Source organism: Hymenobacter sp. HSC-4F20 (assembly GCF_019599275.1).
GTDB lineage: Bacteria > Bacteroidota > Bacteroidia > Cytophagales > Hymenobacteraceae > Hymenobacter.
The window spans coordinates 16,017-36,223 of record NZ_JAHZTD010000004.1 but is presented as its reverse complement, the minus strand read 5'-3'; the positions used below and the strand labels follow the sequence as shown (position 1 = coordinate 36,223).

Annotated in this window: 15 protein-coding genes and 2 tRNA genes; 10 read left to right on the top strand and 7 right to left on the bottom strand. The window is 61.2% G+C overall.

The window, feature by feature from the left end:
* Positions 1 to 79 precede the first annotated feature (79 nt).
* Complete coding sequence (locus K3G63_RS18875) at positions 80 to 1,843, bottom strand: amino acid permease (protein WP_259404570.1); 1,764 nt, start codon at positions 1,841 to 1,843, stop codon at positions 80 to 82.
* 291 nt (positions 1,844 to 2,134) lie between these two features.
* Between K3G63_RS18875 and K3G63_RS18870 the strand changes: the two genes are divergently transcribed.
* The 3 genes from K3G63_RS18870 (at position 2,135) to K3G63_RS18860 (ending at position 4,925) form a co-directional block, all read left to right on the top strand.
* Positions 2,135 to 2,848, top strand: a complete 714-nt coding sequence (locus K3G63_RS18870) for a carboxypeptidase-like regulatory domain-containing protein (protein WP_220615694.1) — start codon at positions 2,135 to 2,137, stop codon at positions 2,846 to 2,848.
* Between the two features lie 130 nt (positions 2,849 to 2,978).
* Entirely contained in the window at positions 2,979 to 3,734 is a 756-nt protein-coding gene (locus K3G63_RS18865; protein ID WP_220615693.1) for a carboxypeptidase-like regulatory domain-containing protein, read from the top strand.
* 51 nt (positions 3,735 to 3,785) lie between these two features.
* A complete protein-coding gene (locus K3G63_RS18860) occupies positions 3,786 to 4,925 on the top strand; it encodes a carotenoid 1,2-hydratase (RefSeq protein WP_220615692.1) in 1,140 nt (379 codons plus the stop codon).
* Positions 4,926 to 5,012: 87 nt separating this feature from the next.
* Here the strand turns inward: K3G63_RS18860 and K3G63_RS18855 are convergent, their stop codons facing one another.
* Positions 5,013 to 6,200, bottom strand: a complete 1,188-nt coding sequence (locus K3G63_RS18855) for an ATP-binding protein (protein ID WP_220615691.1) — start codon at positions 6,198 to 6,200, stop codon at positions 5,013 to 5,015.
* Between the two features lie 276 nt (positions 6,201 to 6,476).
* Between K3G63_RS18855 and hemA the strand changes: the two genes are divergently transcribed.
* Positions 6,477 to 7,748, top strand: a complete 1,272-nt coding sequence (gene hemA / locus K3G63_RS18850; RefSeq protein WP_220615690.1) for a glutamyl-tRNA reductase — start codon at positions 6,477 to 6,479, stop codon at positions 7,746 to 7,748.
* Between the two features lie 112 nt (positions 7,749 to 7,860).
* On the opposite strand, the gene K3G63_RS18845 is transcribed toward hemA, so the two are convergent.
* On the bottom strand, positions 7,861 to 8,169 hold the full coding sequence (locus K3G63_RS18845; protein WP_220615689.1) for a helix-turn-helix transcriptional regulator: 309 nt from the start codon (positions 8,167 to 8,169) through the stop codon (positions 7,861 to 7,863).
* 331 nt (positions 8,170 to 8,500) lie between these two features.
* Here K3G63_RS18845 and K3G63_RS18840 point away from each other — a divergent pair, with 331 nt between their 5' ends.
* Entirely contained in the window at positions 8,501 to 9,730 is a 1,230-nt protein-coding gene (locus K3G63_RS18840; RefSeq protein WP_220615688.1) for a Glu/Leu/Phe/Val dehydrogenase dimerization domain-containing protein, read from the top strand.
* A gap of 107 nt (positions 9,731 to 9,837) precedes the next feature.
* Positions 9,838 to 10,983 carry a mechanosensitive ion channel family protein gene (locus tag K3G63_RS18835; RefSeq protein ID WP_220615687.1) on the top strand — a complete coding sequence of 382 codons (1,146 nt, stop codon included), beginning with the start codon at positions 9,838 to 9,840 and terminating at the stop codon, positions 10,981 to 10,983.
* A gap of 93 nt (positions 10,984 to 11,076) precedes the next feature.
* Here the strand turns inward: K3G63_RS18835 and K3G63_RS22920 are convergent, their stop codons facing one another.
* Both K3G63_RS22920 and K3G63_RS23105 read right to left on the bottom strand, forming a co-directional pair.
* Complete coding sequence (locus tag K3G63_RS22920) at positions 11,077 to 11,982, bottom strand: TerB family tellurite resistance protein (RefSeq protein WP_259404569.1); 906 nt, start codon at positions 11,980 to 11,982, stop codon at positions 11,077 to 11,079.
* A gap of 180 nt (positions 11,983 to 12,162) precedes the next feature.
* On the bottom strand, positions 12,163 to 14,628 hold the full coding sequence (locus K3G63_RS23105; RefSeq protein ID WP_220615686.1) for an AsmA-like C-terminal region-containing protein: 2,466 nt from the start codon (positions 14,626 to 14,628) through the stop codon (positions 12,163 to 12,165).
* A gap of 204 nt (positions 14,629 to 14,832) precedes the next feature.
* Between K3G63_RS23105 and K3G63_RS18815 the strand changes: the two genes are divergently transcribed.
* Positions 14,833 to 14,907: transfer RNA gene (locus K3G63_RS18815), tRNA-Val, on the top strand.
* Positions 14,908 to 14,930: 23 nt separating this feature from the next.
* A tRNA-Val gene (locus K3G63_RS18810) sits at positions 14,931 to 15,005 on the top strand.
* A gap of 183 nt (positions 15,006 to 15,188) precedes the next feature.
* Here K3G63_RS18810 and K3G63_RS18805 read toward each other — a convergent pair.
* Positions 15,189 to 16,478: a hypothetical protein gene (locus tag K3G63_RS18805; RefSeq protein WP_220615685.1), complete on the bottom strand. Its 1,290-nt coding sequence runs from the start codon at positions 16,476 to 16,478 to the stop codon at positions 15,189 to 15,191.
* Between the two features lie 75 nt (positions 16,479 to 16,553).
* On the opposite strand from K3G63_RS18805, the gene K3G63_RS18800 reads away from it, so the two are divergent.
* Positions 16,554 to 18,191: a hypothetical protein gene (locus tag K3G63_RS18800; protein WP_220615684.1), complete on the top strand. Its 1,638-nt coding sequence runs from the start codon at positions 16,554 to 16,556 to the stop codon at positions 18,189 to 18,191.
* A 71-nt stretch (positions 18,192 to 18,262) separates the two neighbouring features.
* Positions 18,263 to 19,435 carry a GNAT family N-acetyltransferase gene (locus K3G63_RS18795; protein WP_220615683.1) on the top strand — a complete coding sequence of 391 codons (1,173 nt, stop codon included), beginning with the start codon at positions 18,263 to 18,265 and terminating at the stop codon, positions 19,433 to 19,435.
* A 161-nt stretch (positions 19,436 to 19,596) separates the two neighbouring features.
* Here the strand turns inward: K3G63_RS18795 and coaE are convergent, their stop codons facing one another.
* On the bottom strand, positions 19,597 to 20,190 hold the full coding sequence (gene coaE / locus K3G63_RS18790) for a dephospho-CoA kinase (protein ID WP_220615682.1): 594 nt from the start codon (positions 20,188 to 20,190) through the stop codon (positions 19,597 to 19,599).
* Positions 20,191 to 20,207: the final 17 nt, after the last annotated feature.

Sequence of the window (20,207 nt, the reverse complement as noted above, 5' to 3'; positions counted from 1 at the left end):
TTGGGGTGCCAATTTACGCACCAAACCCGCCGGCAACGGTAGCCGGCGGGTTTGGTGACACAGGTAACGAAGGGAGCGGCTAGCGGGCTACGGCCTTTTTCAGCCCCAGACGGCTGTGCTTGAACCCATAGTTGAAGTACAGGGCCAGGCCAATAATCAGCCAGCCAAAGAACAGCAGCCAGTTGTTAATGCCCAGCTGGGTCATCAGGTAGAGGTTAGTGAGCAGCCCCAGCACCGGCAGCAGCGAAAGGCGCTTACGGAAGGAAAGCCAGGCCAGCGCCAGGCAGAACCCAAAGAACACCAGCATCGGAATGTAGTGGCGGGCTTCCTCGTAGCCGCTGCCCAGGGCCCGCTGAAACTCCTGAATACCAGCTTGGTTGTAGATGAGCAGCAGCACCACACCTAGTATAAGGAGAAGGGGCACCAGAAACTGCCCGTTGATGTAAGGCACTTTGAAGCGGGCCTCGCTCTGGCCATAAGGGTCAATAATCAGAATCCCCCCGCACACCAGCGCAAAGGCGAACAGCGTCCCGATGGAGGTCAGGTCGATAACCAGGTCCATATTGAGCAGTAGCGCCGGTACCCCCACGAAAAAGCCCGTTACGATGGTACTGAACGAGGGCGTGTGAAAGCGGGGATGTACTTTAGAGAAAACCGGCGGCAGCAGTCCGTCGCGGCTCATGGTCATCCAGATGCGCGGTTGCCCGATCTGAAACACCAGCAGCACCGAGGCCATGGCAAACACCGCCGATACGGCCACGATGCCACCCAGCCACTTCACGCCCACTTTATTAAACACGTAGGCCAGCGGGTCGCCTACGGCCAGCTCCTTATAGTTTACCATGCCGGTCAGCACCAGCGTGATGATGACGTAGAGAATGGTGCAGATAATCAGGGCGTACATCATGGCCCGGGGCAGGTCGCGCTGGGGGTTTTTGCACTCCTCGGCCGTGGTGGAAATGGCATCGAAGCCAATGTAGGCGAAGAACACCGCCGACACGCCCTTGAGTACGCCCCCAATGCCGTTCGGGGCGAAGGGGCTCCAGTTGGCGGGCTGGATGTAGAAGGCGCCCACCAGAATTACTACCGCCACCACAATCAGCTTGAGGGCGACCAGCAGGTTTGAGGCGTTCTTCGACTCCTTGATGCCCACGTACACCAGGGCCGTAATGGCCAGGGTAATCAGGCCGGCGGGCAGGTCAATTACCAGCCGCAGGCCGCCCGGCAGCTCCGGGGCTGCGCTCCAGGCCCGGTAGCCTTCCAGCTGAGCTGCCGAAGCCTCGGCCAGGGGCTTGCCCGCTTGCATCAGCTCCAGCACCTCGTTGTAGTGCTTATAGGCGCTTTGCATGCCCATAGTCAGCCAAACGGGTATGTGCACCCCTACCCCCGCGAGCAGGCCGGTGAAGTAGTCCGACCAGGAAATGGCTACCACGATGTTGCCCACGGCGTACTCCATAATCAGGGCCCAGCCGATAATCCAGGCGGCCAGCTCCCCGAAGGAGGCGTAGGCGTACGTGTAGGCCGAGCCGCTGACTGGAATGGTAGCCGCAAACTGGGCGTAGCACAAAGCCGAGAAGGCGCAGGCCACGGCCGTAAACACGAATAGCAACGACACGGCCGGGCCGCCGTCGTGGGAGGCGTTGCCGATGGTGCTGAAAATACCAGCCCCGATAACGGCAGCAATGCCCAGGGCCGTCAGGTCGCGGACAGTCAGGTGGCGGGCTAAGCCCCCCCCGGCCCCGCCGTGACCCTCGGCGTCGGCGGGCGGGTTGTGCAGAATATCGTCGAGGCTTTTGCGGCGAAACAGGCCGCTGCTGCGCGTAGGAGGAAGGGGCGTGGACAAAGCAGTAGTGAGAGGTTAAGAGGGGCAAAAGATACAGAATAATGCCGGGGGCTGCATATTGCCGCTACGCTTCCCTAGCTTCCATCCAATACCCCTCACCCTCCCGGGCAGCCCCCGCCCTCCTTTTAGGTTTGAGTAAGCTGCCGGGGTACCCGGACGCGCGCCCGTACCCCGGCTACCAGCCATTCAGCCTACCCCGCGGAGTCAGTGGAAGTACGTTTCTACTCATTCCTATGGAATCTGGCCCGGTTTTGCATCTGGCTACCTGTCTCACCCCATTCACTCTCCCTTATGGCCTTTTCCGTTCCGCAGCCCTGCCCCCAGCCCTGGGCCGACATGACGCCTACCCCCGATGGCCGCTTCTGCGGCAGCTGTCAGCACGAAGTGGTCGACTTTTCCGGCATGACGCAACCCGAAATTCTGGCTTGGCTGGCCCGGCCGGCCAGCGGAAAAGTGTGCGGTTTCTTTGCCCCCGAGCAGTTCGCGCCGCCTGCCGCGCCGCCCGTCGTGCTTAGCTCACCGGCGCCCCGCTGGCGGCGCTGGGTGCTCACGGGGCTGGCCCTGCTCAGCGTAAAGCCCCTGCTTACGGCCTGTCAGACGGCCAGCCCGCAGCACGCGGCTGGCCCCCGCCCCACGGAGCAAACCGACGCCACGGCCGCAGCCCCGCAGGGACAGGTTACCGTCCGGGGCCGGGTTCTCGACGACTCTACTGGCGTGGGAGTAGCGGGAGCGGAAATCTTTATTGGCGATACCAAGTACGGAGCCGTTACCGACGAGCAGGGCAACTTCAGCTTTACCATGAAGCAGCAGTGGGCGGCCGTGCAGCAGGGCAACGTCAGCCTGCGGGTGCAGGGCAGCCCGTTCGTATTCACTAGCCAGACGGTAGAGGTAGCCGTGTCGCCTGCACCCCAGCCGCTTACCGTGCGCCTGAAGTCGCGCCCCGGTCGGGGGCAGATCATGGGCCGAGTGGTGCAGCACGCCCCACCCCAAAAGCCGCCTCTGTAACGCAGCCGAAGGCGGGCATAAGAGGTGTCTTGGTTATTCACCGGGGCCCTTTTGCAAAATAATTCCGGCGCGACGTGTGGAATCTGGCCCGGGCTGGCATCTACCAGGTCAACGTCAACCTCTGCTGCCCATGTCGCTCCGTCCTGCCATCCAGGTTCCGCAGCCCTGCTCCGAAAGCTGGGCTGCCATGACTCCCGCCGCCCAGGGCCGCCACTGCGCCGCCTGCAACAAGGTAGTCGTGGACTTCACCCGCATGACCGATGCCGAGCTGCTGGCCTACCTGGGGCAAGCGGCGGGCACTACCTGCGGCCGGTTCCGGGCCCAACAAGTAAACCGGCCTCTGGCGGTGCCAGTCGCAGCCTCTCCGGGCTGGCGGCGGCCGGTTCTCGCCCTGGCGGCCTTGCTAGGATTCGGGGCAGCCGCCACTTCTGCTGCCCAGGCGCAGGTAGCGGCCAAGCCTACCCCGGCGCCGCACACCATTACGCTGGGCATGGTAACAGTTCCTCAGCCTGCTGCGCTGCCCAGCCTACCCCGCCCCATCCTGCGCGGGGTAGTACGTAATTCGGTTACGCGAGAGCCAATGCCGGGAGTTACGGTGCTACTAGCAGGCACCACCATCGGGGTAGCCACCGGCACGGATGGCACGTTTGAGCTGCAACTGCCGGAAGCGGGGGCCCGGGAAGTAACCCTGCAGTTCACCGATGTAGGCTACCGTAAGCAAGAACAGCGGGTAACGCTGCCGCAGACTAACGCGCTCCAGGTACTGTTGGCCCCCGATGGCCAGATGCTCAGCGGCGAGGTGGTGGTAATGGGCGGCATCAGTGCGTCCCGGTGGTATAGCCCGCGCAACCTGTGGTGGCGCCTGACGCGGCCCTTCCGCCCGTAAGAAAGCCCCGCCCAGCAAACCTTTCGGGCCCCAAAATCCTTATTCCGGGGTATGAAGAAGTTGCTATTCGCTACCCTCGCCCTGCTGCTCACTACCGCCGGCTGCGCGCTCAAACCTACCAACAAGTACGATGTAGTGGCCGAGCGGGCCCAGTTGCCCCAGGAAGAAGCCGTGCACAAGCAGAACTCCCTGGAATGGTGGTACTTCACCGGCCACCTGCGCGACAAAGCCACCGGCGAAATGTTCGGGGTGGAATACGTGTTCTTCCACTTCAACCTCACGGGCCAGAAGGACTGGCAAATGGTCAACTTCGCCCTCACCGACCCGCAGCAGCAGCAGTTTCGCTACGACTACAAGGTGACGCGCCTGCCCCAGCTGCTGGCCCCTACCCTGCCGCTGAGCCTGAGCGTGCAAAAGCAGGCTCAGCGCTGGACCCTTACTGGCCAGGAAGGCCGCTACCACCTGCAGGCCCGCATGGCCGCTCACCCTGGCCAGGCCATCAACCTCACCACTACCCCCGCCAAGCCCGTGCTGCTGCACAGTGGCACCGGCTACGAGCACTACGGCCCCACCGCCACGGCTGGCTACTACAGCTACCCCCGCCTGCAGGCCACCGGCACCGTGGAAGTAAACGGCCAGCCCCGGCAGGTAGAGGGCGAATTGTGGTACGACCGGCAGTGGAACTGCAACAGCGTGACCACCAAAGACCTGGGCTGGGACTGGTTCAGCATTCAGCTCGATGAGCACCGCGAGGAAATTATGGCCTACCAACTCTACAACAAGGCTACCGGCCAAAGCATCGGCGGGGGCTCGCACTACGGCTCTCAGGCCCAGAACATCCACCTCGGTCAGGAAGACTTCCAACTGGAGCCCCTGGCCTACTGGACCAGCCCGCACTCTAAGCTGCGCTACCCCAACAAATGGCGCCTGCGCCTGCCCAGCCAGGGCTACGACCTAACCATCACCCCAGTTATGCCGGACCAGGAGCTTACTCTGAAGCTGTTTGCGGGCATCAAGATGCACTACTGGGAAGGCATGTGCCGGGTAGAGGGCACCCACCACGGGAAGCCCGTGAAAGGCAACAGCTACGTGGAAATTACCAACCGCGCCGAAGTCAGGAAAGCCCGGGAGGCGGCCGAAACGGTAGCCGCCCAGCAGGACGCCCCTAGCTCCCAGCCGAAGCAAAAATAAGAGCTACCCGCGCGCAGAGCGAAGGCAGCTAGGGGCGCGGTCTTAGCGCTGGAAGAGGCTTAGCTTACCGCTGGGCAGCCTTCTATATTACCCATTCAGGATTACCCGGAAGGTAGTGCCCCGCCCTACCTCGCTCCATTTCACGAAGAGGCGGCCCCGGTGGTAGTTCTCAATAATACGCTTGGCCAGAGCCAGCCCTAGCCCCCAGCCCCGCTTCTTGGTAGTATAGCCGGGCAGGAACACGCTTTCCAGCTTGCTTTTCGGGATTCCTTTGCCGGTGTCGGTGATGTCAATGGCAATCTGAGACTTGTTGCGCATGGGGCGGCGCAGGTGAATAGTGATGCTGCCCCGGCCGTCCATGGCATCCACGGCGTTCTTGCAGATGTTCTCAATCACCCAGTCGAAGAGCGGAATGTTAACCTGGGCGGGCGTATCCAGGGGCAGGTCGGTTTTTACCTCGAAGCTGACCTTGCGCGACACCCGGCTTTGCAGGTAGCTGATGGCATTGGTCGTGACCCGGTAGATGTTCTCGTCGTTGAGCACCGGCACCGAGCCGATGTTACTGAACCGCTCGGTAATGATTTCCAGCCGCCGGATGTCCTTGCCCAGCTCTTCCACAATGGGCTCGTCCTTAAACCGTTCCGACTCGCGTAAGTACGCCTGCCAGCCTACCAGGCTGCTCAGGGGCGTACCCAGTTGGTGGGCCGTTTCCTTGGCCAGGCCTACCCACACCCGGTTTTGCTCGGCCCGGCGCGAGTAGCTGAAGGCGAAGTAGGCAATAATGCCCAGGCAGCCGATGATGGCCAGCTGCACCAGCGGGTAAAACCGCAGCTGCGTCAGCAGGGCCGACTCCTTATAGTAGATAAAGTTGCGCACTCCACCCCCGATTTCAATAACAATGGGCGTATGCTGCTCCTTCATCCTCAGCATTTCCTGCTGCAGGTAGGCTACCCGGGCCGTTTCACTCAGGCCCTTGGGCACGGGCAGGTTCTGGGCGTCGAGGGGGTAGCCGCTGTCATCGGCCCAGATAACGGGAATGGTGGTGTTGGCCTCGATAATCTCGTCGTAGAGAAAGGACACGTTCGATTCCTCCTCCGTATTGATCAGGTAGCGCTGGGTTTTGGCGTACAAGTCAATCTGCTTCTGCTCCCGCTCCGAAAGGCGCTGCACCAGCAGGTTGGTATAAATGACCGTAGCAGCCCCAATCAGCAGGGCGACGCCCACAATGATGAGCTTAATGCGGGACTTCTGGTCGTAAATCGGGATGGGCAGCACGAGCGGAAAACAAGCGGGTGGCAAGGTGCAGCATACGGCCCGCACCCCGGCGAAGATACGAGCCCACTACGGGGCTAGCTCCCCTATAGGGCTGCCACCGCACGTAAGCGAAATGATTTTTGTCAGATTAAACGAGAAGAAGCTCTCTTTAATCTGTTGAAACAGGGTATTTGGCGCGAATACACCCTGATTCGAACCTGCTGGTTGTAGCAACTGTTTTCACGCTAGCAATTTGTACTGTATTTTTGCCTTCTGATTTTCGCACTAGCACAAGCTATGCTCCATCCATTCAAGGCCGTCAGTCTCTCTTTTAAAAAAGCTCCCCTCGAAATTCGGGAGCTGATTGCATTGGACGAGGCTGCCTGTCGCCGTTTCCTGCATACCCTGCACCACGAGTTGGCTCTTACGGATCTGCTCGTGCTGAGCACCTGCAACCGTACGGAAGTGTACTATTCCGCTGAGCGCGACCAGAGCCCGGCCATCATTGAGGCCTTGGGGCAGCTCAAGCACCTGCCCGAAGTGGCGGAGTACTTTCCCTACTTTGATATTCTGGACCAGCATACTGAGGCCGTGCGCCACCTCTTCGAGGTAGCCATGGGCCTCGACGCTCAGGTAGTGGGCGACATGCAGATCAGCAACCAGGTAAAGCAAGCCTACCAGTGGTCGGCTGATGCCGATGCGGCTGGCCCCTTCCTGCACCGCTTGCTGCACACTATCTTCTTTACCAACAAGCGCGTACAGCAGGAAACTTCCTTCCGCGACGGAGCTGCTTCCACTTCCTACGCGGCGCTGGAGCTGGTGGAAGAGCTGACCGCCGACGTGGCCAACCCGCGCGTGCTGGTGGTAGGCCTGGGCGAGATTGGGGCCGATGTGTGCCGCCACCTCGGGGACAGCAAGCTGTTTCAGGACGTAACCATCTGCAACCGCACCCGTTCCAAAGCCGATGCTTTGGCCGAGGAATGTGGCCTCAAGGTAATTGACTTCGAGGACCTGGTGCCTGGCCTCCGGGACGCCGACGTTATCATCAGCAGCATTTCCCGCGACGAGCCCTTCTTCACCCGCGACATGGTGGAGCGCCTTGACGTGATGAGCTACAAATTTTTCATCGACCTGTCGGTGCCTCGCAGCATTGCCACCGATGTAGAGCAGGTGCCCGGCGTACTGGTGTACAACATCGACGCCATCCACAGCAAAGCCTCGGCGGCGCTGGAGCGCCGCCTGGCGGCCGTGCCGCAGGTACGGGCCATCATCGGGGAAAGCCTGGCCGGTTTGCAGGACTGGACCAAGGAAATGATGGTGTCGCCGACCATTCAGAAGCTTAAGAATGCCCTGGAGCAGATCCGGCTGGAGGAGATGGACCGCTTCCAGAAAAAAATGAGCCCCGAGGAAGCCAAGCGCATGGACGACATAACCCGCTCCTTGATGCAAAAGGTGCTCAAGCAGCCCGTACTGCAACTCAAAGCTGCCTGCAAGCGCGGTGAAGCCGATCAGCTCATCGATGTGCTCACGGACCTTTTCGATTTAGAGCGCCAGCCCGACGTAGCCTAGTTTCTGGCTACCCGCTAAACGCAAAAAAGCCCGCCTGCTGACAGGTGGGCTTTTGCGTAATCAGATACCGCTGGCGCCATGCGTCCCCAAGGATAACCCAGGGGCTGACTGCTTACATCACGTCGCAGCAGTCTTCCAGCGAGTCAATTACATCCAGCAATTTCGGGATGGAAAGGGAGTAGTAGATTTTGGTACCTACTTTGAACGAGGACAGGATGCCGCGGTCTTTAAGGGTAATGAGGTGCTGAGAGGCAATAGCCTGGGGCAAATCAAGGGAGCGGTAGATTTCCGTGACGGTCATCTTCTCTTCTTTGCCTAGCAAGTCGACAATGGCCAGGCGCTTGGGGTGCGCTAACACCTTAAGCATAGCCGCGGCCTTGTCAACCTTCTTTGATTCTACTCTTGAAAGCAATGGTTTCATATGTCGTTACAACGGTGTACGGGGGAGCCTGTGCAGGAATATGCGTAATACGATATTCTGACTCTGCATAGTTCCTTCTTAACGTACCGGCGAGTGAAAAAATTTATAAATCCGGGAATATTGTACAGTACTGTCTTTATACGCAGCTGCCAGTTGGGCAGCTGAACCAGAAGGAATACAATCTGACAACCAATACATTACAGCTTTTCTTTCTTTCGCGTTCCGGGCGGCCTCCACACTGGCCGGCAGCCAGTCGGTGCGAGGCTCTGTAATTGGGGTGCGTACCTTTGCTTCCAGAGTACTTCACCCCACCCTTTAGTGTACCAACCCGATGAAAGACCTGCTAGCTACCTTTGAAAATAAGCGCCCCGAAATAGTTTTTGAGTGGAAAGACGCCGAAACGGAGGCCGAAGGCTGGGTGGTGATTAACTCCCTACGCGGCGGGGCAGCCGGCGGCGGCACGCGCATGCGTAAGGGTCTCGACAAACGCGAGGTGGAAAGCCTGGCCAAAACTATGGAAGTGAAGTTCACCGTGTCGGGCCCGGCCATTGGCGGGGCCAAATCGGGCATCAACTTCGATCCGCAGGATCCGCGCAAGCGCGGCGTGCTGGAACGGTGGTACCGGGCCGTGATTCCGCTGCTGAAAAATTACTACGGCACGGGTGGCGACCTGAACGTGGACGAAATTCACGACGTAATTCCAATTACGGAAGATTACGGCCTCTGGCACCCTCAGGAAGGCATCGTGAATGGGCACTACCGCGCCACCGAGCCCCAGAAGATTCAGAAGCTGGGCCAATTGCGCCAGGGCGTGGTGAAGGTGCTGGAAGACGCGGCATTTTCCCCCGACCTCAGCCGCAAGTACACCGTGGCCGACCTGATTACGGGCTACGGCGTGGCCGAAGCCGTGCGCCACTACTACGAGCTATGGGGTAGCCGCTCGGTGGCCGGTAAGCGCGCCATTATTCAGGGCTGGGGCAACGTAGGCGCGGCGGCGGCCTATTACCTGGCCATCCAGGGCGCCCGCATCACCGGCATTATTGACCGGGCCGGGGGCCTGATTAACGAGGAAGGCTTCTCGCTGGAAGAAATCCGGACGCTGTTCCTGGAGCGCGACGGTAACGCTCTGGCCGCCGATAATCTGCTACCATTTGAGGAAGTAAACCAGCGCATCTGGAACAGCGGGGCTGAAATTTTTATTCCGGCCGCGGCCTCGCGCCTCGTCTCACGCCAGCAGGTAGAGCAATTGGTAGCCGGCGGGCTGGAAGTTATTTCCTGCGGCGCCAATGTGCCGTTCCAGGACCCGGAAATCTTCTTCGGCCCGACCGGTGAGTTTGCCGACGCCCACACTTCCGTTATTCCCGACTTTATTGCCAACTGCGGCATGGCCCGGGTGTTTGCCTACCTGATGGAGTCCAACGCGGAAATCACCGACCAGGCCATCTTCCAGGACACGTCCCGCGTAATCCGGGCGGCGTTGGAGCGCACTCGTCGCCAGAGCGAGGCCACAATCGGCATTGCTCAGACCTCGTTTGAAATGGCGCTACGGCAGTTGATATAAGAAGAATATGTGGTGACAGGTGCAGGAATGTGCGGATGTGCAGTTCCTAACGGCGTCCTTCCTCCTCCACATTTCTCAATTTCAACCATATTCGGCACGTTCCCTTCATGACTTTTCAGGAAATTCTGCGTTTTCGATTTCTCGGCAACAACATTGGCGCCTACCTGACGTGCCTGGGCATCCTGCTGTTTGGGTACGCCTTCAAGACGCTGCTCTCCCGGCTGCTGTCCAAGCTGGTGTTCCGCTTTATCCGCAAGCGCACCGAGGGGGTAAGCGAGCAGCAGTTCCAGGCTCTGCTGATTCAGCCTATTTCGGTGGTGGTTTTCCTGATTACCGCCTACTTCGCCTTTCAGGTTCTCGACTACCCCGTGCGCAGCGCCGATATTACCCGCAACGAGCCCTGGCCGCAGGTGGCTTTGTTTCGGCTATTTCAGCTCTCCGTTATTTGGGGCATAGGCTGGATTGGGCTGCGGCTGATTGATTTTCTGGTACTTGTATTTCAGCGCCGAGCAGAGGCTACCCCTTCCCGGCTCAACAACCAGCTGATTCCCTTCGCTAAAGACCTGATGAAGGTACTGGTGCTCACCCTGACTTTTCTGGTGATGCTGAGCAAAGTGTTCGGGGTGAACGTAACGGCCCTGATTGGCGGGCTGGGTATTGGGGGGCTGGCCGTGGCCTTCGCCGCCAAGGAAAGCCTGGAAAACCTAATTGCCTCCTTTACCATCTTCCTCGACCGGCCCTTTGCCGTGGGCGACCTGGTAGAGGTAGGCACTGTTACGGGCACCGTGGAGAAAGTGGGCTTCCGGAGCACCCGCCTGCGCACAGCCGAAAAGAGCTACGTGACCGTACCCAACAAGGCCATGATTGACAAGCCGCTGGACAACCTTTCGCTACGTACGGCCCGGCGCGTGAGCTTCACGCTGGCCCTGAGCCATACAACTACCAGTCAGCAATTGCACCGCATTGTGGAAGAGGGCAAGCAGGCCCTGGAAGAAAACCCCTTGGTGACCAAGGAGGTACAGGTGCAGTTCGCGGCCCTCACCCCGGCGGCTAAGGAAGTAACAGTGCAATACTTCGTGGAAACCACGAACTACGACGAGTATTTGCAGGTGAAAGAACAGCTTAACTACCGCTTGGTAGAGGTAGTAGAAGCCGCCGGCGGCGTTTTCGCCAGCACCGGCACCACCGTAGTACAGCTCGCCGGTAGCGGCCGCCTCGACGGCCTGAATCCGACAAGCACCCCGGTAGTATAGCGGGGGCTTATTAACGCAGAAAGCCGGCTTCTCCTCGCGGAGAAGCCGGCTTTCTGTTATGCTGCGCTGCAGTTGCAAGCAGGCTCCGAACTCCTAACGGCCGCCAAGCAGACCGCCGAGCAGGCCGCCCATGCCCCCGCTCATCAGGCCGCCCAGGCCACCACCGCCGGCGCTACGGGGCTGCATGTTCGGTTGCCCGCCCAGGCCGCCCAGAATGGACATCAGGGAGCCTAAACCGCCGCTGCCTACGTGTGAGCCTTGCTGCGGATAGTTGCCGTAGGAGCTTTGCTGGCCACCGCCCATCATGCCACCGAGCAAGCCACCGCCCAACAAGCCGCCGAGCAAACCGCCCATGCCACTTTGGGCGGCCCCGCCGAGCAGACCGCCCAACGAGCCGCTGCCCATGCCTCCCATCATACCGCCACCGACGGGCATGCCGGCTCCGCCACCGCGGTTCATTACTTTAGAAATTACCATAGGCGCTACTACCCCTAATAGGCCGGCCATGAGCGCCCCCTTCGGAATGCCCACGCTGGAAAGCTTGTCGGTAATACCGCCGAAGAAGCTTTGCTTGGCGGGGTCGTTGGCATCGTGCGGAACCTGAGCCGCCTGGTCGACTACCTGCTCTAGCGCCTGGGTTTGCTGCTGGTTAATGCCGAGATAGGCAGCAATTTTGTTGACCATCTCCTCCTCTGTGTTCGAGTAAGCGCCATCAGCTCGAGCAAAGCTGATAAGGTCCGTTACCAGCGAGAAGCGTAGGTCGCTGCCGCGCAGGGCATCCAGGTTGCCTTTGATGCTTTCGTTGGTGGCATCCTTGGCCGCCGTCAGCACTTGCTGGGTAGCACCTCCGCTTAGGCCAGCCTGGTGCGAGAGCTGCTGCAAAAATTCTATTTCAGCGGCCGAGGCTTCGCGGTCGGCAGAAGCAAGGCTGGCGATAACGCTCAGGTAAGCGGCTTTTTCCTGGTCGGAATAGTTCTGCAGGAGTGGGGTATCGTTCATAACAGAAAGGAAAGTAGGTGGAAATAAACCAGGTACCCTTAACGCAAGCTCTTCGGATTGGTTAGCCCCGTCTTTGCCCCCTGCCCTACGAGGCTGCCCTGCGGTCCTGCCTACGCCCCCGTACTCCCCTGATAGTCACGGCGCTGTCTCTGCTCATTCTACAAGTGCCGCCCTTAACGCTTAAAAATCGAAGTACTCGCCGGTCTGGGGCTGCGCGGGCTTTCTAACGGGTTTCTTGAGCTGGAAGCTGGGCTTGGGTACCGCTGCGGGCGTAGCCGCTTCCGCGGCCGAGGCCGGAGCGGCCGCGGCCGGGGGCACCCGTCCCGAACCAGCCTCGGCCGGCGTTGCGGGCGCGCGCACGCCTCGCTCGTAGCGAACGGTAAAATTCTGTTCATCGCCCTTAATAGCTAACCGCAGTGTAGGCCCTTCAGCGCGGGCGGCAACCGTTGGCAACAGCCCCGGCAACAGCGGAATCCGCACGTGGTAATCTAATTGCTGGTCAAAGGTATGCGTGCCCGTAACCCGAATCAGGGAAGCGGCTTTCACATTGGAGCGAATATCCATTTCGGGTACGTACACGGTGCGGCTCTGGATGTAGAGGCGGTTTTGCAGCTCGGCAAAGCGCAGGTGCCGCAGGGTGGCGCGGCTGGCCAGGAAACTCAGCTTCTGCAGGGGCTCGAAGTTGAGCAGCTCTCCGTTGCGCACGGTGGCGTGCACTTCAGCCTCCAGGCGGTCGGTAAGCGGGGTCAGGTGCTGGTCGAAGTACGAGTCCACTTCGGCCCGGGCCGTTAGGCTACCGCGCAGGTGGCGCTGGGTTATAAAGTCCTGCCCGAAGTTTTCGAACACGTAGAACAGGCTGTCGAGGGGCACCTGCTGGCAACTCACTACCGTACTAGCTTTCAGCAAGTTGGCCTGGCGAGCATCTACTGTACCCTGCACGCTGGCCTGCCCTCCGGCCGCCAAGAGCGTCAGTCCCGACGAGCTGAACACTTGTCCTTGCAGCCGCACACTACCGCGCAGCTGACGCCCGCGTAACCGCCGGAAGCGAAGCTGGTTAGCGGTGGCCTGCACGCTGAAGGCAATGCCGGCTGGTACGCGCAGCCCGCCGGAAGCATCCCTCCTGTTATCCGTCCCGGCACCACCCGCTGGCTGGTAAGTGTAGAGCAGTTGGTTAAAGTCCAGTACATGGCTGGCTACTACTGCTTCCAAGCGCAGGGGTTGCCGGGCACCCAATAGCCAACTAGTGGCATTGCGCAGAGTGCCGCGGCCACGGAAGTCCGAGTTGCCCAACCGGCCGCGCAAGGCCGGCACCGCTACGTCGGTTCCTTGCAGCTGCAACCGGCCGGTTAGGTCCGAGAAGGGGTGTCGGAAGTCACGCAGCTGTACGTGCACATTCCGCAGCAGCAGCTGGCCAGCGGCCTGAGCGGACGTGGGATGCTGGCGCAATTCCCGCAGCCGGCCGTTCAGCTGCAGTTGCACCACGGCCGTGCCACGGGCCGCTCGCACCGCCGCCACCGGCAAGAAGCGTAGCGCGCGAGCCACGTCCACATCGGCCTGCATTTGTAGCCGCACGGAAGGATCCCGCAGGTTTTCCAACCGCAGGCTGCCGCTGAACGGCCGCCCACTGAGCTGGCCTTGCACCCCACTGAGCGTCAGCAAGGCCGTTGAGGCCGAATGTGCGGCGCCGTTGGTGAAGGAGCCGCGCAGACTCACGTGGTCAACCGCCTGTCGGTAGCGGGGGTGAAAAAAAGATGCTTCCCGGCAGCCAAACTGCACGCTCACTACCGGATTATGCCGCCCGGAAAGCTCCCCGCGCACCGTGCCCCCGAAGTAAACCTGTCCCCGGCTCTGGTAGTCGGTCAGGGGCCGAGCCAGGCGGGGCGGCAGCAGGGCCAGTACCGACTGCACATCGGCGCCGACGGCCTCGCCCCGCAGGTTAAGCTGAGCGGCACGCCGGTAGTCAATGGTGCCCGCCACGGTGTACGCCGCCGGCCCGATGTGCAGCTGCGAAGAAGAAATAGTGAGTTGCTGCGCGGGCCGATTGACCACTAGCCGCGTGCTTACGACCACCTCTTTACGCTGGAAATACGCATCCGAACCTAGCCGCAGCACCTCCACCTGGGCGGTGCCCTGGGCCACGATATCCACCTGCGTATCCGTGATAACCAACGCGGCCCGCAGCGCCGGCGTGCGCAGGCTCAAGTGCTGCTTCCGGGCCGCATCTTCGTAAAGCACTTGCACCCGCTCCAGCTGCACGCGCTGCAGTTCCAGATCAAACGGCACCGCCATGGCAGGGGCCGTAGTATCGGGGCGTAGCACGTGGTAGTTGCCCAAGCCCTGGGCGTTGCGGCGCACCCGCACCTGGGCATCGGCCAGAGTTACGGCCCGGATGCGGTAACGTCCAGCCAGCAGGTCCCAGGCGTCGAAGGCGCAGTACAGGCGGCGGGCCCGGGCCAGCTTCATGGTATCAGCAGGCACTGAGCCAGCCACCACTACGTCGTGCAGCGTGACCGACAGGTGCGGAAACTGGTCCAGCACCGACACTTCCAGGCGGCTGGCCTGCACCGGAACCTGCAAGTGGCGGTTCAGGGCCTGCACGAACAAGGCAATGATGTGCTCCTGCCCCAGCCACACTCCTATTATCACACTACCGAGTAGCGCAACCAGGGTCAGAAAAGAAATTTTAAGAAATCTGCTCACCGTATTTTCTCCCCGAAACTTCTGACTGGCAAGTAGTTTTCCCTGCTACCGGGGGTAACCAGCGAAATTTCTTGGCCTAAAGATGGGGGAAAGTGTTGCGTATTCGAAAATGACCTCCCATATTTGCCATCCCAAACGGGACACGCCCATGGGAGATTAGCTCAGCTGGTTCAGAGCATCTGCCTTACAAGCAGAGGGTCACTGGTTCGAACCCAGTATCTCCCACTTCTTTTTTACGCGTACCCCACGGGAGATTAGCTCAGCTGGTTCAGAGCATCTGCCTTACAAGCAGAGGGTCACTGGTTCGAACCCAGTATCTCCCACGAAAGGACAGTCGGTAACGGCTGTCCTTTTTTGTTTTTAGTCTGGGTGCCACCGACCAGCAGTGGCAGCCCTACCCCACGGCGGCTGGTCGCTACTTCATTACGGCCTACCGGCGCACCCCGCCGCAGACCGCTAGCGTGGGGGTAGAAGTATTCATCATTCAAGCGAACGGGGCCCGGGTGCTATCCATTTTTCGACGGGCCGAGGGTCAGCCGATGGCGCAGCCGGTATCCCACCACCAGGGGAAATAAGAGCAGAGCCGGCTCGGCAAAGAACCGCCACCGAAACCCCACGAAAAATACCAGACTCAGCACCCAGGTAGCCACCAGCGGGGTGAGCAGCAGCGCGTCGGGGGCCTGGAAGCGCAGGCCTCGGTAGCGCACCGCTGTCAGGAGCAACGCCACGAAAAAGGCCAGGTGCACTAGGGCCGTGAACGGGTGCCAGGACGTGCGCGGCGCATCGGCCACAAAGTTTTCGGGTGAGAAAAACAGCAGGGTTTTGCGCCCCCACAGCCGTAGTTCCTCGCTGGGATGAGCCGCTACCCAGCGCCGGGCCAGCCGGGCCCGGGCCTGACTTTCCTGGTACTGGTCTAGGGAGTCGAGGTCGGGAATGGCGGCGCGTACGTACTGGTCAAAGGGCCGCGTCCGATCGTCCCAGTCGAACATAAAGCGGCCCTGAGCTACGGGGTTATGTCCTTGCAGAAGCTCAAACCCGGCCTGGTTGCTGAGAATGTAGGCTCCGAACTGCTGGTAATTTTTGCGCAGAATGGGCACGTGCGCCATGCCCAGGGCCAGCAGCACTGCCAAGCTCAAGCCCCAGGCCCTGCGGCGCGGAGCAGCGGCGGACCGCAGCATAAGTCCCAGCCAGACGGCAAATAAACTTGCGTACACCGCCAGCAGGTAGCCCCGCAGCAGACACGACACCACCACGGCCCCTACGATGCTGATGGCATCAAGCCAGCGCAGGGGCCGGCCGCCGTGCAGGCGCAGCAGCTTATACATGACCACAATTAGCAGAGGCAGGGCAATGTTTTCGTACCACCAGAAGGCTCCCACGTAGTACACCACCCCCGGCGACACGGCCCAAAGCCCGGCGCCGGCCCAGGCAGCACTGGGAGCCAGCCCGAAGTAGCGCAGGGTGCGCTGCACGTACAGTCCGCCCAGCAGGTAGCAGCCTGCCGCCACCGCGTAGACTAGCAGGGTAAAGTAGTGGCGCGGCAGTCCGGCCCGGCTCCAGCCCACGTACAGCAGCACCGGAAAGCTTGCGTGAAACGAATCGGGGCGCAGTTGCTTACGTTCAGGGTCGATGCTAACGTAGCCGCGGCCGGCTAGGTAGTTGTCGGCAATGCGGCCGTTGCGGCGTTCGTCGTAGTTCCACTCCAACCCCGGGTTCAGGCCCAGGTTCAGGGCCAGCCGCAAGGCCAGCAGCAGGGCAGCTACCAGCCAGATAACGCGAGGGATGGAACGCAGCACCGCAGTCGGAAATAGAGAGTTGAAAATGATTTGCCGAATTTAGCTGCGTTTTCCGCTTTCCTACCCTTGCCCCTCATGCCAACTCCTGCTTCTCCGCGTGCGGTCCGCGCTGCCAGCCCTCGGGGACGCTGGACGGTAGGAGCTTTTTTCGGGCTGCTGGTGGTGCTGGGCGCGGCCCTGCACCGCGACTATGGGGTGGGCTGGGATGAGCAGCTTGACCGCCTCAACGGCGTTATCAATGCCAAGTACGTGGCCCTGCGCCTGGCTCCGGAGTTGGCCCGCCGCCAGCCTACCTTCGCCGAGATTCCCAGCATGAGCGAAAACCAGGACACCGACCACGGAGTGCTGTTTCAGCTGCCGCTGGTGGTGTTGGAGAAAGTGGTGGGGGCCGAGGACTCGCGCGAGGTGTATTTTCTGCGGCACCTAGTTATCTGGCTGACCTGCGTGGCTGGCACCTACGCCCTCTACCGGGTAGCGGCCCGCTACCTCGGCGGTTGGCGCTGGGGCTTGCTGGTGGCCGCCGCGCTGGTGCTCACGCCCCGGCTCTTTGCCGAATCGTTCTACAACTACAAAGACCCCGTGTTTCTCGGGTTTTTCACCTTGGGCGTGGGCACGCTGCTGCGGTGGCGGCGGCAGCCGACCTGGCGCACGGCGGCCCTGCACGCCCTGGCCACCGGAGCAGCCATCGACGTACGGACCATGGGCGTGCTGCTGCTGGGCCTGACGCTGGGGGTTGCCAGCTTGGAAGCCTGGTTTCGTCCTGCCCTGCGCCGCCCGCTACTTCAGACGCTGGCCCTGTTTTTTCCCCTAACTGCCGCGGTGGTAGTGCTGGCTTGGCCTTACCTGTGGGAGCACCCCCTCGACCACTTTCTAGAAGCCTTTAACAGTTTCCGCCGCTACCGCGCTGATATGCTCACGCTCTATCTAGGCGAGGAAATTTCCATCCGGGCCCTGCCCTGGCATTACGCGCCGGTATGGCTGGTAGTCACTACCCCCCTACCCTACCTGCTCCTCTTCGGGCTGGGCGTGGGGGTAGTAGCTACCCAAGCCATCCGCCGGCCCTGGGCATGGCTGGCTACAGCGGTCGGGCGAACCGATTTGCTGCTGCTGGCGTGGTTCTTCGGGCCTCTGCTAGCGGTCATTGTGCTGCATTCGGTGCTGTATGATGGGTGGCGTCACTTGTATTTTGTGTACCCGGCCCTGCTGCTGCTGGCGGCCCGCGGCCTGCAAGCGGGCTGGCGGGCCTGGCGCGCCACGGCGCGGCCAGGCCCGCGCCGCCTCGGGTACGGGGTAGCTGGCCTGTTGGCGCTGGGGGTAGGCCACACGCTCTGGCGCATGGCCGCCGACCATCCCTACCAGAACCTGTACTACAGCTTCCTGCCCGGAGCCGCGGCCGGCCGGCTGTTCGAGCGGGACTACTGGGGCCTCTCGGGCCGGGAAGGGCTGGAGTGGATTCTGCGCCACGACACCAGTGCCCGCGTACCCGTTGCCACCGACCCGCGCACGGGCCTGATGCTGCACAACGCCCAATTGCTGCTCTCTCCCGCCGACCGTGCCCGCTTGCGGCTGGTGCCTCTGGCGCAGGCCCGCTATTTCCTGACTACTTACCGCTGGCACCCCAGCCCCTACCCCACTACTATCGGCCGGGAGGTATATTGCCGGCGCGTCGATGGAATACTTATCCTTTCCGTGTTGCGCCGCCCCGGGTTGTAACGCCTTCCACTTGGCTGCCAGCGGCTAGCCTGGCAGCACCCTTTTCCTGAACTCTGCTTATTCTCCCCCGAATGCCCCTGCTTGAAGTTACCACCGCCCAGCATATTCGTCAGTTCCTGGATCTGCCCGCCCGCCTCTATCAGCACGACCCCAACTGGATTGCTCCCCTCGACCACGAAATCGAAGCTGTGTTCGACCCCAAGCGCAACCATAACTTTGCCCACGGAGAGGCTATCCGCTGGATTCTGGTAGATGGTGCGGGGGTAGTAGTCGGACGGGTAGCGGCCTTTATCAACCACGCAACGCCCCAGCCTGACCCGGCTCATCCCGTGGGCGGCATGGGCTTTTTCGAGTGCATCGATGACCAAGCCGCGGCCAACGAGCTGTTTGAAGCCAGCCGGCAGTGGCTGCTGGCCCGCGGTTTGGCCGCCATGGATGGCCCCATCAACTTCGGCGAGCGGGACCGGTACTGGGGGCTGCTGACGGCGGGCTTCACTGAGCCCAACTACGGCATGTTCTATCACGCGCCGTACTACCAGCACCTATTTGAAAACTACGGCTTTCAGGTTTATTTCAAGCAGTACACCTGCTACCGGGAGGTAGCCGTGCCCCTGCACGAAAGCTTCGGACGGGCGGCCACCACATACGCGCAGCAGTACCCAGCCTTCCGCTTTGAGCACGCCCGCAAACGCGACGCCGAAAAGCTGGCCCGCGACTTTCACCACGTCTACAACCTGGCCTGGGCCAACCACAGCGGCGTCAATCCCATGTCTCTGGACAAGGCCCGCGACCTGGTGCGCGAGATGAAGCCCGTGGTGGATGAGCGGCTGCTCTGGTTTGCCTACCACCAGGACGAGCCGATTGCCTTTTTTGTGAGCCTGCCCGAGCTAAACCAGATTTTCAAGCACGTAGGTCGCCACTTCAACCTGTGGGGCAAGCTGCGCTTCCTGTGGGAAAAGCGCAAGTACGACCAGCGCCCCGACAAGAAAATGTTTGGCGTCATCTTCGGGGTAGTACCCGCGTGGCAAGGGAAGGGCATTGAATCGGCACTGATGGTACACGCCCGGGCCCAGTTCATGCGCGCCGGCTACACCGACATTGAGATGAACTGGATTGGCGACTTTAACCCCCGTATGCTGGCCGTGACCCGCTCCATTGGGGCGCGCATCTACAAAACTCACATCACCTACCGCTACCAGTTTGACCGTACCCGTCCCTTCGAGCGCAGCCCTATCATTCGGTGATTTGCTCAGGTAGCGCCTTCGTGAGGTAGTACCCCCAGAAATGTGATAAGCCCTTGACGCGCCAACGTCAAGGGCTTATGACTTTCTTAGGCTGGCGCGTCCTGCGTCCTCGTCGTGCCAGCCCAGCAACTCACTCAAGCATTACCTCACCGTATCACTGCTCAGCTTCTAAACTCTTTATCTAACTGCAACACCTGCGGAATGAGCAGGTGCTGCTCATCGTTGCGGATGATGTAGTCGGCGCGCTGCATCTTTTCTTCCTCGCTCATCTGCTTGCCGATGATGTTCTGAATATCATCCGGCGTGCGGTGCGGGTCGCGGCGCAGCACCCGCGCCTGCCGGATTTCCAGCGGGGCGAAAACAGTGATGATCCGGTCTAACTGCTGGTAGGCGCCGGATTCGTAGAGCAGAGCGGCTTCCTTGAGCACGTAGGGGTAGCCTTGCGCCCGGCGGGCCGCCGTCCAGTCGGCGAAGTCGCGGCCTACGTGGGGGTGCACCAGAGCGTTGAGGCGGGCCAGCTGAACCGGATCAGGAAAGGCCACGCGGGCCAAGTAAGTCCGGTTCAGCTGGCCCTGAGCATCAAACGTTTCCACGCCGAAGGCGGCCCGCAGCTCGTCGCGGAGCTGGAGGTCGTGGGCCATAACCCACTTGGCGCGGGCATCCGAGTCGTACACTGGCGCGCCCAGCACCTGAAACAGGCGGCATACCACGCTTTTCCCCGAGCCAATTCCGCCCGTAATTCCAATGGTTCGCATGTATTTTCTGATAAGAC